Source organism: Stenotrophomonas maltophilia group sp. SKK55 (genome assembly GCF_057179845.1).
In genome coordinates this window covers 631551-648461 of sequence record NZ_JBXUHP010000018.1, presented here as the reverse complement: position 1 = coordinate 648461, position 16911 = coordinate 631551, and the positions used below count along the sequence as shown (strand labels likewise).

15 protein-coding genes are annotated in these 16911 nt (G+C 68.2%); 11 read left to right on the top strand and 4 right to left on the bottom strand.

The genetic code is table 11. From position 1 onward, the window contains the following. Positions 1-10 precede the first annotated feature (10 nt). The 3 genes from AC2A1N_RS12065 to ubiM all read left to right on the top strand — a co-directional run bounded on the left by AC2A1N_RS12065 (position 11) and on the right by ubiM (position 2215). Entirely contained in the window at positions 11-556 is a 546-nt protein-coding gene (locus AC2A1N_RS12065; RefSeq protein ID WP_242890127.1) for a DUF4019 domain-containing protein, read from the top strand. Positions 557-567: 11 nt separating this feature from the next. Further along, on the top strand, positions 568-957 hold the full coding sequence (locus AC2A1N_RS12060; protein WP_242890130.1) for an MAPEG family protein: 390 nt from the start codon (positions 568-570) through the stop codon (positions 955-957). Between the two features lie 79 nt (positions 958-1036). Further along, entirely contained in the window at positions 1037-2215 is a 1179-nt protein-coding gene (gene ubiM, locus AC2A1N_RS12055; protein ID WP_484372343.1) for a 5-demethoxyubiquinol-8 5-hydroxylase UbiM, read from the top strand. An 11-nt stretch (positions 2216-2226) separates the two neighbouring features. On the opposite strand, the gene AC2A1N_RS12050 is transcribed toward ubiM, so the two are convergent. Then, entirely contained in the window at positions 2227-2448 is a 222-nt protein-coding gene (locus tag AC2A1N_RS12050) for an RNA-binding S4 domain-containing protein (RefSeq protein ID WP_014036469.1), read from the bottom strand. Between the two features lie 268 nt (positions 2449-2716). Here AC2A1N_RS12050 and AC2A1N_RS12045 point away from each other — a divergent pair, with 268 nt between their 5' ends. The 6 genes from AC2A1N_RS12045 to AC2A1N_RS12020 all read left to right on the top strand — a co-directional run bounded on the left by AC2A1N_RS12045 (position 2717) and on the right by AC2A1N_RS12020 (position 12302). Then, positions 2717-4663, top strand: coding sequence for a DEAD/DEAH box helicase (locus tag AC2A1N_RS12045; protein WP_484372341.1), 1947 nt, complete (start codon positions 2717-2719; stop codon positions 4661-4663). A 218-nt stretch (positions 4664-4881) separates the two neighbouring features. Next, positions 4882-7305, top strand: a complete 2424-nt coding sequence (locus AC2A1N_RS12040; protein WP_484372339.1) for a putative bifunctional diguanylate cyclase/phosphodiesterase — start codon at positions 4882-4884, stop codon at positions 7303-7305. Between the two features lie 109 nt (positions 7306-7414). Continuing rightward, positions 7415-9079 (top strand): sensor domain-containing diguanylate cyclase, encoded by a 1665-nt coding sequence (locus AC2A1N_RS12035; RefSeq protein ID WP_484372337.1) that lies wholly within the window; start codon positions 7415-7417, stop codon positions 9077-9079. A 34-nt stretch (positions 9080-9113) separates the two neighbouring features. Continuing rightward, positions 9114-9836 carry a pseudouridine synthase gene (locus tag AC2A1N_RS12030; RefSeq protein WP_019659152.1) on the top strand — a complete coding sequence of 241 codons (723 nt, stop codon included), beginning with the start codon at positions 9114-9116 and terminating at the stop codon, positions 9834-9836. Between the two features lie 117 nt (positions 9837-9953). Further along, a complete protein-coding gene (locus AC2A1N_RS12025) occupies positions 9954-11024 on the top strand; it encodes a sensor domain-containing diguanylate cyclase (protein WP_484372335.1) in 1071 nt (356 codons plus the stop codon). 117 nt (positions 11025-11141) lie between these two features. Next, the gene (locus AC2A1N_RS12020) at positions 11142-12302 is read left to right on the top strand and encodes an AAA family ATPase (RefSeq protein ID WP_061479505.1); all 1161 of its coding nucleotides are present in this window, start codon (positions 11142-11144) and stop codon (positions 12300-12302) included. Between the two features lie 30 nt (positions 12303-12332). Here AC2A1N_RS12020 and AC2A1N_RS12015 read toward each other — a convergent pair whose 3' ends face one another. Next, positions 12333-13280, bottom strand: a complete 948-nt coding sequence (locus AC2A1N_RS12015; protein ID WP_061479504.1) for a DMT family transporter — start codon at positions 13278-13280, stop codon at positions 12333-12335. Between the two features lie 79 nt (positions 13281-13359). On the opposite strand from AC2A1N_RS12015, the gene AC2A1N_RS12010 reads away from it, so the two are divergent. Then, positions 13360-13974, top strand: coding sequence for a Pr6Pr family membrane protein (locus tag AC2A1N_RS12010; protein ID WP_484372332.1), 615 nt, complete (start codon positions 13360-13362; stop codon positions 13972-13974). Here the strand turns inward: AC2A1N_RS12010 and AC2A1N_RS12005 are convergent. Further along, complete coding sequence (locus tag AC2A1N_RS12005) at positions 13895-14770, bottom strand: DUF72 domain-containing protein (RefSeq protein ID WP_484372330.1); 876 nt, start codon at positions 14768-14770, stop codon at positions 13895-13897. The genes AC2A1N_RS12010 and AC2A1N_RS12005 overlap by 80 nt on opposite strands. Next, positions 14767-15210 carry a VOC family protein gene (locus AC2A1N_RS12000; protein WP_484372328.1) on the bottom strand — a complete coding sequence of 148 codons (444 nt, stop codon included), beginning with the start codon at positions 15208-15210 and terminating at the stop codon, positions 14767-14769. The genes AC2A1N_RS12005 and AC2A1N_RS12000 overlap by 4 nt, the downstream gene beginning before the upstream one ends. A gap of 110 nt (positions 15211-15320) precedes the next feature. Between AC2A1N_RS12000 and AC2A1N_RS11995 the strand changes: the two genes are divergently transcribed. Next, the gene (locus tag AC2A1N_RS11995) at positions 15321-16883 is read left to right on the top strand and encodes a serine hydrolase (RefSeq protein WP_484372326.1); all 1563 of its coding nucleotides are present in this window, start codon (positions 15321-15323) and stop codon (positions 16881-16883) included. Positions 16884-16911: the final 28 nt, after the last annotated feature.

Sequence of the window (16911 nt, the reverse complement as noted above, 5' to 3'; positions counted from 1 at the left end):
GGCGGTGTCCATGAAGCGCGTGCTCCTGCTGCTGTCCCTGCTGCCCCTGACTGCGTTGGCGCAGGCACCTGCGCCGGCCACGCCGGCACCGGCTCCGGCACGCCCGGCCCCGGCATCGCCGGCGGCCGCGAAGCCCGCCACTGCCGGTGCCCCGGCGTTGACCGCTGCGCAGCAGGCCCAGGTGCAGAAGCAGGACGCGGAAATGGGCGCGGCTGCGTTGAAGGCGGCGCAACTGGTCGATGCCAACCGCGCCGGCGAATTGTGGGATGGCGCTTCGGCCGTCGCGCGCCGTGCGGTGCCGAAGGCCACCTTCGTGAGCCAGCTGACCACCGAGCGTGCGCGCCTGGGTGCGTTGGCCGGGCGTGGCCAGCCCACCATCACCCGGGTCAAGTACAGCGCCGGTGCTGCGGTGCCGGAAGGGCTGTACATCAACGTCAGCTTCCCGACCCGTTTCGCCAACAGCGCACAGCCGGTGCGCGAGCTGGTCTCGTTCCGTTTCGACGAAGACCAGGTGTGGCGCCTGGCCGGTTACAGCCTGCGCGCGTCGGCGCCCTGAGGAGATGAGCGATGGCAACTGAACTGACGATGCTGGCCTGGTCGGTGCTGCTGGGTTTTGTCTACATCTTCGCCACCTCCACCGTGGTCACCCGCGAGCGCGGGATGAAGTGGAATGCCTCGGCACGGGATGGCGATTCAAAGCCGCTCAGCCCGCTGGCCGGGCGCCTGCAGCGTGCGCAGTCCAACTTCCTGGAAACCTTCCCGTTCTTCGCCGCTGCCGCCATCGCAGTGGTCGTGGCCGGGCGCAGCAACGACACCACGGCGCTGGCTGCGCAGGCCTACGTCTGGGCGCGTGTGGTCTACCTGCCGCTGTATGCCGCGGGCGTGCCCTACGTGCGCAGCCTGGTCTGGCTCGTATCGCTGCTGTCGATCCTGGCGCTGGTGTTCGCACTTCTGTAAGTCGGCCTGATCCAGATCAAGGCCGCTCAGGCGCGCGGCGCTATGCTGGCCCGGACTGAATCAACGGCAGGAGGCGCGCATGCGCAGGATGGACGTGGTGGTGGTCGGCGCCGGACCGGCGGGCCTGTGCTTCGCGCGTGCGCTGGCCGCCAGTGGCCTGCAGGTCGGGCTGGTCGAAGTGCAGCCGCGCCAGGCCCTGGCCGACGCCGCCTTTGATGGCCGCGAGATCGCGCTGACCCATGCCTCGCGGCAGAGCATGGAACAACTGGGGCTGTGGCAGCGCCTGCCGCAGGCCGAAGTCGCCGAGCTGCGCGATGCCAGGGTGATGAACGGCGGCTCGCCGTTCGCGTTGACCTTCGCCAGCAGCCAGGTTGATGGCCAGCCGCTGGGCTGGCTGGTGCCCAACCACCTGATCCGCCGCGCCGCCTGGGATGCCGTGCAGGGCCAGGATGGGCTGGAGCTGTTCGACGGGCGCAAGGTGCTGGGCGTGCAGGCCGATGCGCAGGGCCAGCTGGTCAGACTCGATGACGGCAGTCAACTGCACGCGCGGCTGCTGGTCGCGGCTGACAGCCGCTTCTCCGCCACCCGCCGCATGCTCGGCATCGGTGCGCAGATGCGCGACTTCGGCAAGTCGATGCTGGTGTGCCGCATGCAGGTCGAGCGCGACCATCACCACACGGCCTGGGAGTGGTTCGGCTACGGCCGCACCATGGCGCTGCTGCCGCTCAACGAGGGCCAGGCATCGGCGGTGATCACGCTGCCGCCGCGGCAGATCGAAGAACTGCTGGCGATGGACGAGGTGGCTTTCGGTGAGGCCATCAGTGCCTGCTTCGAGCATCGGCTGGGCCGCATGCAGCCGGTGGCCACACCGCAGGCGTATCCGCTGGTGGGAGTGTACGCGCACCGTTTCGTCGGCGAGCGTTCCGCGCTGATCGGCGATGCCGCGGTGGGCATGCACCCGGTCACCGCGCACGGCTTCAATCTGGGACTGGCCAGCGCACAGCGGCTGGCACAGGGCATCGTCGCGCAGCAGCGGCGCGGTGCGGACATTGCCGCCGCCGGCATGCTGGCCAGCTACCAACGCGGTCATCGGTTGGCGTCGCGGCCGCTGTACGAGGCCACCAACGCGATCGCCAGCCTGTACACCGACGATCGTCGCCCGGCACGCCTGCTGCGGGCCGCGGGCCTGCGCCTGGCGCAGGGCGTGGCGCCGTTCAGGCAGCTGATCGCCTCGCACCTGACCCAGCGCGTGGCCTGAACACTCTCGGATCAGCCAGCGGCCAGCACGCGGATCTGGCTGTCGGCGAACTCGACCACCTGGCCTGCGCGGATCTTGCAGGCCTTGCGCAGTTCGACCTCACCGTCGACCCGCACCTGGCCCTCGCTGATGACCATCTTGGCCTCGCCGCCGCTGGTGACCAGGTCGGCCAGCTTCAACAGCTGCTTGAGTTCGACGTAGTCGCCGTCGAGGTCGAATTCGAGAATCTGCATGGAGCGAGGGGTCCTGGAAAGAGGGCGCAGGCCAGCGGCCGGGCCGGGGAGAGGGCGCGTATTGTGCGCCAGCACGGGGCACGACGGCACGCGTATGGAAAGCTGTACGCCTCGTTCAGGATCAATGCGGTATCATTCCGCTCTGAGCGAGTGAAATCTCCTCCGACCGAGCAGCGCCAGGGCACGCGATAAGAAGGGCGCCCAAAGCGCGGACCATCACCCTTTTTATCGCACTGCCAGGAAGACGGCAGTGCCTTCGGAGTTCCCCATGTCCCAAGATTCCCAAGCGCCGCTGCAGTTCGCGCAGCTCGGCCTGTCCGAGCCCGTGATGCAGGCGGTCACCGCCATCGGCTACGAAACCCCGTCGCCGATCCAGGCCGCTACCATCCCGGCGATGCTGGAAGGCCGCGACGTGCTGGGCCAGGCGCAGACTGGTACCGGCAAGACCGCTGCGTTCGCACTGCCGGTACTGTCCAACATCGACCTGCAGCAGATCAAGCCCCAGGCCCTGATCCTGGCGCCGACCCGTGAACTGGCCATCCAGGTTGCCGAGGCGTTCCAGTCCTATTCGTCGAAGATCCCGGGCTTCCGCGTGCTGCCGGTGTACGGCGGCCAGCCCTACGGCCAGCAGCTGTCGGCGCTGCGCCGTGGCGTGCACATCGTGGTCGGTACCCCCGGCCGCGTGATCGATCACCTGGACCGCAGCACCCTGGACCTGTCCGAGCTGAAGACCCTGGTGCTGGACGAAGCCGATGAAATGCTGCGCATGGGCTTCATCGACGATGTGGAAGCCGTGCTGAAGAAGCTGCCGGAGCAGCGCCAGGTGGCCCTGTTCTCGGCCACCATGCCGCCGCAGATCCGCCGCATCGCGCAGACCTACCTGCAGGACCCGGTGGAAGTGACCATCGCGGCCAAGACCACCACCTCGGCCAACATCCGCCAGCGCTACTGGTGGGTGAGCGGCATGCACAAGCTGGACGCGCTGACCCGCATCCTGGAAGTCGAGCCGTTCGACGCGATGATCATCTTCGCGCGCACCAAGGCCGGCACCGAAGAACTGGCCAGCAAGCTGCAGGCGCGTGGCCTGGCCGCTGCCGCCATCAACGGTGACATGCAGCAGGCCCAGCGCGAGCGCACCATCGCCATGCTGAAGGAAGGCAAGCTGGACATCCTGGTCGCCACCGACGTGGCCGCCCGCGGCCTGGACGTGGAGCGCATCAGCCACGTGCTGAACTACGACATCCCGTACGACACCGAGAGCTACGTGCACCGCATCGGCCGTACCGGCCGTGCCGGCCGCAGCGGTGAGGCGATCCTGTTCGCCACCCCGCGCGAGAAGGGCATGCTGCGCCAGATCGAGCGCGCTACCCGCCAGCCGATCGAAGAGATGCAGCTGCCGAGCGTGGAGGCGGTCAACGACACCCGCATCAACAAGTTCACCTCGCGCATCAGCGAAACCCTGGGTGCCGGTGGCCTGGACTTCTACCGCCAGCTGCTGGAGCGCTTCGAGAACGAGCAGAACGTGCCGGCCATCGAGATCGCCGCCGCGCTGGCCAGGATGCTGCAGGGCGATACCCCGTTCCTGCTGCAGCCGCCAGTGCGTGCCCCGCGCGAAGAGCGCGCACCGCGCGAGCGCTTCGACCGTGGTGACCGCCCGGAACGTGGTGATCGCTTCGACCGCAACGAGCGGGGGCCGCGCTTCGAGCGTGGCCCGCGTCGCGACGACGCCGAAGGTGGTTTCGAGCAGCGTCCGCGCCGCGAGGTTCCGCCGCGTGGTGCACCGGAGCAGGGCATGGAGACCTACCGTATTTCGGTCGGTCACCAGCATGGCGTGAAGCCGGCCAACATCGTCGGCGCCATCGCCAACGAAGCCGGCCTGGAAAGCCGTTTCATCGGCCGCATCGACATCCACGACGACTTCTCGCTGCTGGACCTGCCGGCACAGATGCCGCCGGACGTGCTGTCGCACCTGCAGAAGGTGTGGGTGTCCGGCCAGCAGCTGCAGATGCGTCCGCTGGCGGCCGGTGAAGAGATCAACCCGGCCCCGCGTCCGTTCAAGCCGCGCTTCGACAAGCGTGGTCCGGGCGGCCCCGGTGGCCCGCGTCGTGGTGGTCCGGGTGGTCCGGGTGGCCATGGGGGCGACCGCGGCGGTGACCGCGACAGCCGCCCGCCACGTCGTGATGGCTTCAAGCCGCGCGGCCCGCGCAGCTTCTAAGCCGCACTCACAGCCGTCCAGAGCAACGCCGGCCCCCGGGCCGGCGTACAGGAAAAGGGGACGGAGGGGATTAAGTCGTATATGGCAGGCCATGCGCTTATGCCGAAAACGACTTAATCCCCTCCGTCCCCTTTTTCGCACGGTCAACACATTGCCGGTCATAGGCTGGTCCGGTTCCAAAGGAGGTTGTCACCGCAGCACATTCTGGGGGATCCGGGATGGGTAGGAGTGGCACGGACCAACAGAGCCGGCGGGTGCCGATGACCCGGGGGCTGGGACTGCGATTTGCGTTGTTGACCGGCATGGCGATCGGACTGGTCGCACTGTCGGCGTTGATCCAGGAACTGCAGGCGGCCTCCACCGCCTGGATCGCCGGCCAGGGATACTGGTCGCGCGGTCAGCAGGATGCGACCGCCGCGCTCAGTCGCTACCTGGCGCGCGGCAATGTCCAGGACCTGGACGATGCACGCCAGGCCCTGCAGGTGCCGTTGGGCGATCTGCAGGCGCGCTTGGCGCTGGAACAGGCGGAGCCTGACGAAGAGAAGGCCCGGCAGGGCTTCCTGCAGGGGGGCAACGCGCACGCCGACATTCCGCGCCTGGTGTTTTCGTTCCGCTACGCGCGCGATATCGGTGCTTTCCGCGAAGCGACCGCGTTATGGCGGCAGACCGACGGGGACCTGATGGCGCTGCAGCGCCTGGTCGATGAGTTGCAGCGGCGGCACGAGGGTGGCCCCTTGCTGACAGCCACGCGTGACCAGTACCTGCAGCAGCTGCGTGACCTGGACCAGCGGATGAAGGTACAGAGCCAGGCGTTCTCGCAGGCGCTGCTGCGGATGGCGACGCTGGTGAGGCTGGCCACGCTGATGGTCGCGGGCCTGTCGGTGCTGGCGATCAGCCTGATGGCGGTGGCCCTGGCGCGCCGCGTCGGCAAGGACCTGACCGAACACGAGAGCCGCTTCCGCGCAGCGTTCTACCAGGCCAACGTCGGCATGCTCAAGCTCGATACCGAAGGCAAGGTGATCGAGGCCAACCAGGCGATGGCCGACATCCTCGATCATCGCCGCGACGTGCTGCTGCAGCTGTCGCTGGCTGACCTGCTGATGGACGGCGAGCTGGTCATTGACGGGGTGGGGCGCATCGATTGGGACCGCCAGCTGCGCCCGAGCGAACTGCGATTCCGCCGTCGCGATGGCAGCCTGGTCTGGGGCCGCTGGAGCGGCACCGGTGTGCGCAGCGCCGGCGGCGGCCTGTCGGTGTTCGCGATCATCGAAGACGTCAGCCAGAACCATGCACTGGCGCGCGAGATCGAGCACCACGCCAGCCATGACCCGCTGACCGGCCTGATCAACCGGCGCGAGATCGAGCGACTGCTGGAACGCGCACTGCTGCAGGTGCGCAGCGAAGGTGGCACGCACGCGCTGTGCTACATCAACCTGGACCATTTCAAGCTGGTCAATGACAGCTTCGGCCATGCCGCCGGCGACCAGATGCTGCGCAGCTTCGCCGAGTACCTGGTGGCGGCGGTGCGCGATGGTGACTGGGTGGGCCGGCTGGGTGCGGACGAGTTCGCGGTGTTCCTCGCCCATGCCGGGCAGGACGAGGCCAAGCGCGTGCTGCAGCGCGTGATCCGCAATCTGGGGCAGGCGACGTTCCTGGTGAGCGAGGGCAGCCCGCAGTTGAGCTGCAGCATCGGCGTGGTCGAGGTCACCGCCGATGCACCGGATGTGAACTGGTTGATGAGCGCCGCCGACAGTGCCTGCTATGCGGCCAAGCAGGCCGGGCGCAACCGCGTGCACTGCTTCAACGAGAACCGCATGGCGCTGGAGGAACGGCGCCGGGAAGCCGAGCGGCTGCAGGGCGTCAGCCTGGCCATGGCCGAGAACCGCATGGTGCTGTATGCGCAGCGCATCGCCCGCGTCGGCGATCCCACCTACCTGCACTATGAGGTGCTGGTGCGCATGCGCGGCAGCGATGGCAGCCTGCACCTGCCGGGCCAGTTCATGCCGGCGGTGGAGCGCTATGGCATGGCCGTGGCGCTGGACCGGCACGTGCTCGGCCTGCTGTTCCGGCACCTGCAGGTGTGCCCGGCGCATGTGCGGCAGCTGGGACTGTGCAACGTCAACGTGTCGGCGCAGTCGATCGCCGAACCCGGCTTCCTCGCCTTCGTCTGCGACCTGCTGGAGCGCAATCGCGCGCTGGCCTCCAAGCTGTGCTTCGAGATCACCGAGACCGCCGCGATCAGCAACCTCAGCCAGGCGCGCGCGTTCATCGATGCGGTGAAGGCGCGCGGCTGCCGGATGGCGCTGGACGATTTCGGCTCCGGGCTGTCCTCGTTCGGCTACCTGCGCCAGCTGCCGGCCGACATCCTGAAGATCGACGGGGCCTTCGTGCGCGACATGGATACCGATCCGGTCAGCCACGCCACCGTGCGCGCGATCAGTGAACTGGGGCGAGAGCTGCAAATGGAGGTGGTGGCCGAATGGGTAGAGACCGCCGAAGTCGCCGCCGCGCTGACCCGGCTTGGGGTGCAGGGCCTGCAGGGCTATGCGGTCGAGCGACCGCAGCCACTGGAACGGATGACCCTGGCCGACCTGCGGCCGGTGCGCCTGGTGGCCGTGAAAGGTCCTCCCGCCGCAGGCTGAGTGCTCTGCGGCGACTTTGGTCTACACATGCGTTGCAGCCGCGGCTGCGATAATGCCCGCCAGGGGCGACGCGCAGTGGGCGCGGGCGTAAGCAGGAACAGGACGTGGCGTGGGCGGCAGGCAGTGGCAGTACGGAACAGGGGCGGTGCTGGTCGTGCTGCTGGTGTGGTTGGCAACGCCGTGGCCACTGTGGGCCGCCGCCGCCGAAGCCGGCCGCGATTACCTGCTGGTCGGCGCAGCCACCGATGAACCCACTCCACATCGCGCATGCACGCCGGGCATGCTGGCCGGTCACCGGCAGCAGGTGCAGGTGCCTGCGCCGCCGGGCGGCTGGTCGGGGCAACCGCAGGCCCTGGACGTGTTCAATGTGTTCGCTGGCGAAGTCCGCGTGCAGTATGGCGATCGCGAGATCTGCGGCAACATGCACGATGCCCGTACCCGAGACTCACGCTTCCGCGCAGGCATCGGGCTGGTGGCGGTGCCGCCAGCGGGCAGCCACGATCCCTTCCTGGTGTCGTGGCAGACGCCGTTGAAGGCGCGCTGGGTACCCACCCTTCGGCTGGGCGCGCCCAGTCCCGTGCAGCAGAACGATACCGCCCGCCTGCTGGTGCGCGCGGCCTGCATCGCCGTGGCGATCGCACTGGCGTTGTCGGCACTGATGGCCTTCCTCACCACCCGCGACCGCAGTTTCCTGGTCTACATCGCCGGCACCACCGTGCTGGTGCTGTGGCAGGCCATCCTCGGTGGCCTCAGCGGCTATCCGGAACCCTGGCTGCCGGTGGGCGAGCGCGGTGCCTGGTGGCTGCTGGTATTGACTGCGGCCACGCAGGCCCTGGTGCTGCCGGCGCTGTGGCGGCTGAATGGCGGTGATCGCCTGTTGCCGCGTTCGCGTCCGTTCCAGCTGCTGGCACTTTGGGGATTGCTGGTGTTGGCTGCACTGGTGCCCTGGCTGCCATGGGACAGCCTGGCCTGGGTGGCGCAGGGCCTGCAGGTGTCCTATCTGCTGGGCTGTGGCCTGGCGTTGATGGTCGGGGTGTGGGCGCGGCTGCGCGGTGACCGCTGGGCGCAGGCGGGGCTGGCGGCGCTGGCGCCGATGCTGGTGTTGATCCTGGCCGACGCCTGCCGCGCGGCGTGGTTGCTGGAATACCGCGTGGAGGCCCTGCAGCTGGCGGTGACCTGGCTGCTGATGATGGCAGCCTACGCACTGAACCAGCGGCTGGGCCGCCTGCGCCAGCAGCGCGATGAACTGCGCCAGCTGGCCGAGACCGATGGCCTGACCGGCCTGCCCAATCGCCGTGCCGGCCTGCAGCAGCTGGCCCGCCACCTGGAGCGGGTTGACCGCGAGCGTGGCCCGCTGGTGATCGGCTTCCTCGATATCGATCTGTTCAAGGACATCAATGACCGCCATGGCCACGCCGTGGGGGACCAGGTGCTGGTGGCGGTGGCGCGCGCGTTGCGTGCCGCGGTACGCAGCCAGGACCAGGTAGTGCGGATGGGGGGCGAAGAGTTCCTGCTGCTGATGCCGGGCATGCCGCGGGAGGCGGCGTCGGCGCGCCTGGATCGCCTGCGCCGGCACATCACGGAGGCGGCCCGGGCGCTGCAGGTGCCCGGCCTGGAGGTCACCGCCAGCATCGGCCTGGCGCAGTGGCGGCCGGGCGAGGATGATCTCGCCGCGCTGCTGCGCCGGGCCGACCATGCCATGTACGTGGCCAAGCGTGCCGGCCGCAACCGGGTGTTCGACGGCGAAGAACTCGATCCACCCGGCCTGGCATGAAGCGCGGCGGGCGGCGATGCCGGATAATAGGGCGATGACCACCCGACTCAACAAACACATCGCCGACACCGGCTTCTGCTCCCGCCGCGAGGCCGATCGCCTGATCGCCGCCCGCCGGGTCACCGTCAACGGCCATCCGGCCGGCACCGGCGCGGTGGTGGGCGAGGAAGACCAGGTGCTGGTGGATGGCCAGCCACTGCGCGCGCGCGTGGCCCGCAAGCCCGGCGCCCGCCGCCACGTCTACATCGCGCTGAACAAGCCGGTCGGCGTCACCTGCACCACCGAGACGTCGGTCAAGGGCAACATCGTCGACTTCGTCGGCCATGAACAGCGCATCTTCCCGATCGGCCGCCTCGACAAGGACTCCGAAGGCCTGATCCTGATGACCAGCAACGGCGACATCGTCAACCAGATCCTGCGTGCCGAGAATGGCCACCAGAAGGAGTATCTGGTGGCGGTCAACAAGCCGGTCACCGATGAGTTCCTGCGCGGCATGGCGCGTGGTGTGCGCATCCACGACCAGATGACGCTGCCATGCAAGACTTCGCGCATCGCCAAGTTCGGTTTCCGCATCACCCTGCAGCAGGGCCTGAACCGGCAGATCCGCCTGATGGCCGCCGAGTTCGGCTATCGCGTGACCCAGCTGCGCCGCGTGCGCATCGACAACATCAAGATTGGCGCGCTGAAGCCGGGCCAGTGGCGCAACCTGACCGAGCAGGAGCTGCAGGGCCTGCTGCCGAAGCAGCTGGACTGGTAAACGGCTTCTGTAGAGCCGAGCCCATGCTCGGCTGCTCTTTTGTCCGGGTGCAGCCAAGCATGGGCTCGGCTCTACATCGGCTAGACTCCGCAGTGACCTGCCGGAACGTGACGCTGCATGATCAAGCCCGACAAGCCTGCCAACGAAGCCCTTCGGCTCGAGGCGCTGTACCGCTACCGGATCCTTGATTCGCAGCGCGAGAAGTCATTCGACGACCTGGTGGCGATTGCCAAGGCGGTCTGCGGTACCTCGATGGCGGCGGTGACCCTGATTGACGTCGAACGGCAATGGTTCAAGTCGATCCAGGGCATCGACGCGGCGGAAAACCTGCGCAGCGAATCGATGTGTGGCCACGCCATCCTGCAGCCGCACGAAATCATGGTGGTCGAGGATGCGTTGCAGGACATCCGCTTCCACGACAACCCGGTGGTGACCGGCGACCCGCACATCCGCTTCTACGCCGGCGCGCCGCTGATCAGCTCCGACGGCTTGCCGCTGGGTACGCTGTGCGTGTTCGACGCACAGCCGCAACGCCTGGCCAGCGACAAGGCCGAGGCGCTGGCCGCACTGTCGCGGCAGGTGATGCTGGTGATGGAGTTGCGCCGTTTCGCGCTCGACATCCAAAACCACATGCTGGAACGCGATGATTACGAGCGCCTGCTGTCGGAGTACCACGACGTGCTGCTGGCGCAGAACGCCGACCTGGCCGAGCAGAGCCGCAACGATGCGCTGACCGGCCTGCCGAACCGCCGCGCGATGGCGGCGGCGCTGGACGAGGCAGTGGCGGTGACCGGGGATCAGCCCGCTGTGGCCTGCGTCGCGCTGCTGGACATCGACCACTTCAAGCACATCAACGATTTCCAGGGCCACGCCACCGGCGACCGCGTGCTGGCCGAGCTGGGCACGCTGCTGCGCTCGCACTTCGCCGGCCGTGGCATGGCCGCGCGCTATGGCGGCGAGGAGTTCGTGGCGGTGATGCCGGCGACCGACCTGCAAACCGCCGAACTTCAGTGCGAGTTCCTGCGCCTGGCCGTTGCTGATCTGCCGCTGGGGTTCCCGGTCACGATCAGTATTGGGGTGGCCCAGCACCAGCCCGGTGAAAGCGTGGATGAGACGCTGGCACGTGCCGACAAGGCGCTGTACCGGGCCAAGGGCAAAGGTCGCAACCGGGTGGAAGTAGCGGGCTGAAGCGCCCCGCCCGGTAGATCCACGCCATGCGTGGATGCTCTTCCCGATTCACATCGCGTCGCAGCGCCTGCGATCAAGAGCGGGCAGCATGACGCCCTGTTTCCCCGGACGCCGCCCATGCTGCAGACCCTGGCCATCGCCCACTATCGTTCGCTGCACGGGCTCGTACTGCCGCTGCAGCAGTTGAATGTGGTGACCGGCGACAATGGCAGTGGCAAGTCCAGCCTCTACCGCGCGCTGCGCCTGCTGGCCGAGACCGCGCAGGGTGGCGTCGCGGCGGTGCTGGCCCGCGAAGGTGGGCTGGGCTCGGCGCTGTGGGCGGGCCCGGAAAAAATAGACCGTCGGGTTGCTGCCGGCGAAATCCCCTTGCAGGGCGGCCCACGCCAGGAATCGGTGGGATTGAAGCTCGGCTTCACCACCGACGAATTCGGCTACGCCATCGATCTCGGCTACCCGCCGCCCAGCCGTTCGGCGTTTGCGCTGGACCCGCAGATCAAGGCCGAGGCGATCTGGGCGGGGCCGTTCCTGCGCAGCGCCAACCAGCTGGTCGATCGTCGCGGGGCGATGGTGCGGCAGCGCCATGCGCGCGGTTGGGATCTGGTGGATGACCGGTTGTCGCTGTTCGACAGCCTGTTCACCCAGGTCGGCGATCCGCAGCGCATGCCCGAAACGATCACCCTGCGTGAGTACATCCGTTGCTGGCGCTTCTATGACCATTTCCGCAGCGATGGCGATGCCCCGGCGCGGCAACCGGCGATGGCCACGCGCACGCCGGTGCTGCATCACGATGGCCGGGACCTGGCGGCGGCCTGGGTGACCATCCTCGAGATCGGCGACCCGGTTGCGTTGGCACGCAGCGTCGACGACGCGTTCCCGGGCGCCACGGTCGATTTCGAGGCGCTGGATGGACGCCTGGCGCTGCGCTTCCACCAACCTGGGTTGCTGCGGCCATTGTCGATGGCCGAGCTCTCCGACGGCACGCTGCGCTTCCTGCTGCTGGCGGCGGCGCTGCACACACCACGCCCACCGCCGCTGATGGTGCTCAACGAACCGGAGACCAGCCTGCACCCGGACCTGCTGCCGGCGCTGGCGCGGCTCATCATCGCAGCCAGTGCGCGCAGCCAGGTATGGGTGGTGTCGCACGCCAGCCGGCTGATCGCGGCGTTGGAACAGGCGCCAGGGTGCCATTCGCTGCATCTGTACAAGGAACAGGGCCGCACGCTGTTGAGCGGGCAGGGCCTGCTGGATGCGCCGGCCTGGCATTGGCCGCAGCGCTGATGCGGCCATCCACGCCATGCGTGGATGCACTCAATCGGCGATGTTGCGCGCTTCGGCCGTGCCGAGGATTTCCGGATGCTGCACCGGCTTGCGGCGGTTCAGCAGCGGATGCAGGAACACCGCGCCGACGATGATCGCCACGCCCAGGTAGAACCACGGGGTGACTTCGTGCTGCTCGCGCAGCAGCACCACCGCCAGTACCACCGCATAGACCGGCTCCAGGTTGGTCACCAGCTGCACCGTGTAGGCGCTCAGGTGGCGCAGCGCGACCAGGGCCAGGGCGAACGGCAGCAGCGTGCAGAACCCGGCCAGCACCAGCAGCAGGATCCCGTCGTGCAGATTCGGGACCACCCATAGCGGGCTGGCCAGCGCCGGCAGCAGATAGGGCATCAGCGGCGCCAGCAGGGTCAGTGTGAGGGTGCCGGCACCCAGCTCCAGCGCGGTGACCGTGAGCGGATCGGCATGGCTGACCATGCGCTTGTTGAGCGAACCGAACACCGCCACCAGCAGCGCCGAGATCGCGCCGATCAACACACCCAGGCGCATGCCATCGGGCACGCCACCGACCACCAGCGCAACACCCGGCAGCACCGCCAGGCCAAACGCCAGCTCACGCAGCTGGAACGGCCGCTTGGCCACCCACGGCTCGATGATCGAGGTGAACACCGGTGCCAGTGCGATGCAGGTGGCAGCCACCGAGGCATTGGCCAGCTTCACCGCGCCGTAGAACGTCAGCCAGTGCAGGGCGACCAGCGCGCCGATGCCGGCGTAGCCGGCGACCAGCCGCAGGGGCAGGGTACGCAACCCGCGCCAGACCCGCGGCAGCAGGGCCAGCATCGCCGTCACCAGCAGCATGCGCCACCACACCAGCGGCAGTGCGGGCAGGGTGATCAGCTTGCCGAGGATGGCCGTGATGCCCCACAGCAGGACACAGAAATGGATCTGCCACAGCGCTTTGCGGGTGTCGGGTGTGCTCATCGGCCTATTGTGAGGCAATCTTACGGTCGCCGGCGACGCCTGTGGCATGCTCGCGGAAACTCCCCAGGGGAACCCTGCAATGGCTGCCAACCGCTGCGCCCTGCGTGCATGGGCAGGCCTGACTGCACTGGTGGCCGCCACCGCGTTGCTGCTGCAATACCTGTTGTTGCTACGCGGCCCCGGGGCGGCTGCCGGGGTTGGCATGGCGACGCTGCGCTTCGTTGGTTACTTCACGATTCTCAGCAACCTGGCGGTGTGCCTGGGATGCGTCAGGCTGATCCGTGCGGGTGTGCTGAACACGACTGTCGCCGCGGTAATCGGGTTGTGCATCGGGGTGACCGCGTGCATCTACGTGCTGGCGTTGCAGGGGCTGTGGCAGCCCACCGGGCTGCAATGGTGGGTCGATGCCGGCCTGCACTACGCTGTGCCGGCGCTGTACCTGCTCGGGTGGTGGTGGCTGTTGCCGCACGGCGCGCTGCGCTGGCGCGCGCTGGGCGGCGTGCTGCTGGTACCGCTGGTCTACCTTGGCTGGGCGATGCTGGTCGCTGCAATGACCGGACAGGCGCCGTATCCATTCCTCGAACTGCAACGCCTGGGGCTGGCGGCCTTCCTGCTCAACGTGCTGCGCGTTGCGGGCGTGTTCGTGGTGGGCTGGACCCTGCTGTGGGGGCTGGACCGCTGGCGCCGTCGATGAGGCGCTGCAGGGCCATCGCTGCGGCCGGGTTGCGGGCCTTGCCGGCACCGATGCACAGCAGGTAGACCTCGCGCGGGGTTTCCGGGGCGGGCCCGGCCAGGCAGGGCAGGTCGTCCACCGGCTCGCCGCGTGACCAGCGTCGTGCGCGTTCAGCCCAGCGCTGCTGCACGGACGCAGGCAGGCCCTCGTTCAAGCGGGCCTGGCTGCGCTTGATCCGCGCGTAGACGAAGCCCGCACTGACATCGCCATGCAATGGCGCCTCGTCGCTGTCCTCGATCACCAGCGCCACGCCGTGGCGGCGCGCGGCGGCGACCAGAGCCGGTCCATGTGCCTCGGCGTTGCGCACTTCCAGAGCGTGCTGCAACGGCACGCCCTCGAGCTGCTTCGGCAGCTGCGCCATCAGCGCTTCCAATGCATCGGCGTCGGCCGGATGGCGCGGATCGAACTGCCACAGCAGCGGGCCGAGCCGGTCACCGAGCGCAAGTGCCGCCTGCAGGAACGGCGTGGCCGCTCCCACGGTGCTGGCCAGGTCGCGGCGCTGCACCAGGTAGCGTGGCGCCTTCATCGAGAAACGGAAGCCTTCCGGCGTCTGCGCGGCCCACTGCGCGCACTGGGCCGCAGTCGGCGTGCGGTAGAAGGTGCCGTTGATCTCGATGCAGCGCAGGGCGCGGCTGGCATGGGCCAGTTCCTCGCGCTGCGGCAGTCCCACCGGATAGAACATGCCGCCGCGCCACTCGGGAAACACCCAGCCACCGATGCCGCAGCGGATCTCCGCCTGCCGGGCGGTCGCGGTCACTGGTCGTGGTCCTCGCGCCAGGGGTCGTAGCTGCCGAACCACCACAGGTAGCCTTCAGGATCGGCACAGGCATAGCCGCGGCCGCCGTAGTCCTGGTCGGCAATGTCGATGACGATGCACGCCCCAGCCGCCTTGGCCCGCGCATAGTGCGCATCGACATCGGTGACGATCACGCAGGCACTCTGGGTCTGGCGGCCGCCGACTTCTCCGGGCAGGACCGCGTGTTCGCTCCATGCGCTCTGGTTGTTGGCCGAGCCGAGCATGATCATGCCGTTGCCGAAGGTGAGCTGGGCATGGAAGACCGTATCGCCATCGGCATACACGGCCTGGGCATGGAAGCCGAAGGCCCGTTGCAGCCAGTCGATGGCGGCCAGCGCGTCGCGGTAGCGCAGGCACGGAATGATGGTGGAGCCGTTGCTTGGTTGGCCGTTGCCGCCCATGACACCCCTCCTATGGCACGGGGCAGGGTGCATCGGCGACCGTTACCATCCTGCGAAACCCCGGTGACGGCCTGCACATGGCCGCGACCCCTGTTCGGAGATGGTGCTGGATGAAAACCTGGATCGGAGGAGCCGTGCTGCTGGCGTGCACGACCATGGCCAATGCGGCGACCCCGCAGCAGCTGCAGGACCTGGATGCGACCGTCGAGCGCGTGCGCACGCAGTTTGACGTGCCCGGCATCGCCGTGGCCGTGGTCAAGGACGGCCAGGTGGTGCTGGAACGTGGCTGGGGCGTGCGCGAGCAGGGCAAGCCGGAACCGGTGCAGGCCGACACCCTGTTTGCCATCGCTTCCAATACCAAGGCGTTCACCGCCACCTCGCTGAACCTGCTGGCCGAGGACGGCAAGCTGAAGATGGATGACAAGGTGATCGACCACCTGCCGTCGTTCCGCATGTCCGATCCGTTCGTGACCGGGCAGATGACGATCCGCGACCTGCTGTCGCATCGCAGCGGGCTGAGCCTGGGCGCCGGTGACCTGCTGTTCTGGCCGGCCACCTCCTACAGCAACGCCGAAGTGGTGGAGCGACTGGGCAGGGTGCCGCTGAAGGGCGGCTTCCGCGAAAGCTATGCCTACGACAATATCCTGTACGCGGTCGCCCAACAGGTGATCGAGCGCGTGTCCGGCATGAGCTACCAGCAGTTCCTGCAGACGCGCATCTTCGACAAGGTGGGGATGGCCGGCACGCGCTACAACGCCGACCACCTGAAGCCAGGTGACAAGGCGGCGGTCGGCCACGCCAAGTACGATTTCAAGGACCTGCGCACCGTTGCACCGCTGACCTGGTCGAACAATGCCGGCGCCGGTGGCATCTATTCCAGCGCGCACGACATGGCGCGCTGGATGCAGGTGCAGCTGGCCGAAGGCAAGCTGGCTGACGGCACGCCGTTGTTCAGCGAGAAGAGCCAGCAGCAGATGTGGCGGATGATCACCCCGCAGTCGATCCCGGCGCCGAGCGTGCCGGAGCTGGCACCGGCGCGGGCCAACTTCGCTGGCTACGGCGAAGGCTGGAGCCTGAGCGACTACCGTGGTCAGAAGCTGGTCTGGCATACCGGTGGCTGGCCGGGCATGGTCTCGCGGTTGACCCTGGTGCCAGGCGAGAAGCTGGGCGTGGTGGTGCTGACCAACCAGGAAGTGGGTGCGGCGTTCAATGCGATCACCCTGAGCGTGCTTGACGCTTACCTGGGCGGAGAAAGGCACGACTGGGTGGACGCCTATGCCAAGGCCGTGGCCAAGGGCCAGGACAAGGCCGACGAGGCCTGGGCCAAGCACCAGAGCGCACGCGACAAGGGCAGCAGGCCATCGCTGGCGCTGGCTGGCTACACCGGCAGCTTCCGTGACCGCTGGTATGGCGACATGCAGATCAGCGCCGAAGGCAAGGGCCTGCACCTGCGCTTTGCGAAGACCGCGCAGCTGAGCGGGCGCCTGGAGCACTGGCAGCACGACACCTTCATCGTGCGCTGGGACGACCGTTCGCTCAACGCCGATGCGTTCGTGAACTTCAGCCTGGACCCGGATGGCAAGGTGCGTGAGGTGCGCATGCAGCCGATTTCCGACCTGACCGATTTCAGTTTCGATTTCCAGGACCTGCTGTTCACCCCGGTCAAAGAATGAGGGTAGCGCCGGCCGCTGGCCGGCAACC

Coding starts and splice junctions, on each gene's coding strand:
- AC2A1N_RS12000 (WP_484372328.1), bottom strand. CDS start 15,210: ATGGGCGGCAACGGCCAACCAAGCAACGGCTCCACCATCATTCCGTGC.
- AC2A1N_RS12045 (WP_484372341.1), top strand. CDS start 2,717: ATGTCCCAAGATTCCCAAGCGCCGCTGCAGTTCGCGCAGCTCGGCCTG.
- AC2A1N_RS12060 (WP_242890130.1), top strand. CDS start 568: ATGGCAACTGAACTGACGATGCTGGCCTGGTCGGTGCTGCTGGGTTTT.
- ubiM (WP_484372343.1), top strand. CDS start 1,037: ATGCGCAGGATGGACGTGGTGGTGGTCGGCGCCGGACCGGCGGGCCTG.
- AC2A1N_RS12040 (WP_484372339.1), top strand. CDS start 4,882: ATGGGTAGGAGTGGCACGGACCAACAGAGCCGGCGGGTGCCGATGACC.
- AC2A1N_RS12050 (WP_014036469.1), bottom strand. CDS start 2,448: ATGCAGATTCTCGAATTCGACCTCGACGGCGACTACGTCGAACTCAAG.
- AC2A1N_RS12015 (WP_061479504.1), bottom strand. CDS start 13,280: ATGAGCACACCCGACACCCGCAAAGCGCTGTGGCAGATCCATTTCTGT.
- AC2A1N_RS12010 (WP_484372332.1), top strand. CDS start 13,360: ATGGCTGCCAACCGCTGCGCCCTGCGTGCATGGGCAGGCCTGACTGCA.
- AC2A1N_RS12025 (WP_484372335.1), top strand. CDS start 9,954: ATGATCAAGCCCGACAAGCCTGCCAACGAAGCCCTTCGGCTCGAGGCG.
- AC2A1N_RS12030 (WP_019659152.1), top strand. CDS start 9,114: ATGACCACCCGACTCAACAAACACATCGCCGACACCGGCTTCTGCTCC.
- AC2A1N_RS12065 (WP_242890127.1), top strand. CDS start 11: ATGAAGCGCGTGCTCCTGCTGCTGTCCCTGCTGCCCCTGACTGCGTTG.
- AC2A1N_RS11995 (WP_484372326.1), top strand. CDS start 15,321: ATGAAAACCTGGATCGGAGGAGCCGTGCTGCTGGCGTGCACGACCATG.
- AC2A1N_RS12020 (WP_061479505.1), top strand. CDS start 11,142: ATGCTGCAGACCCTGGCCATCGCCCACTATCGTTCGCTGCACGGGCTC.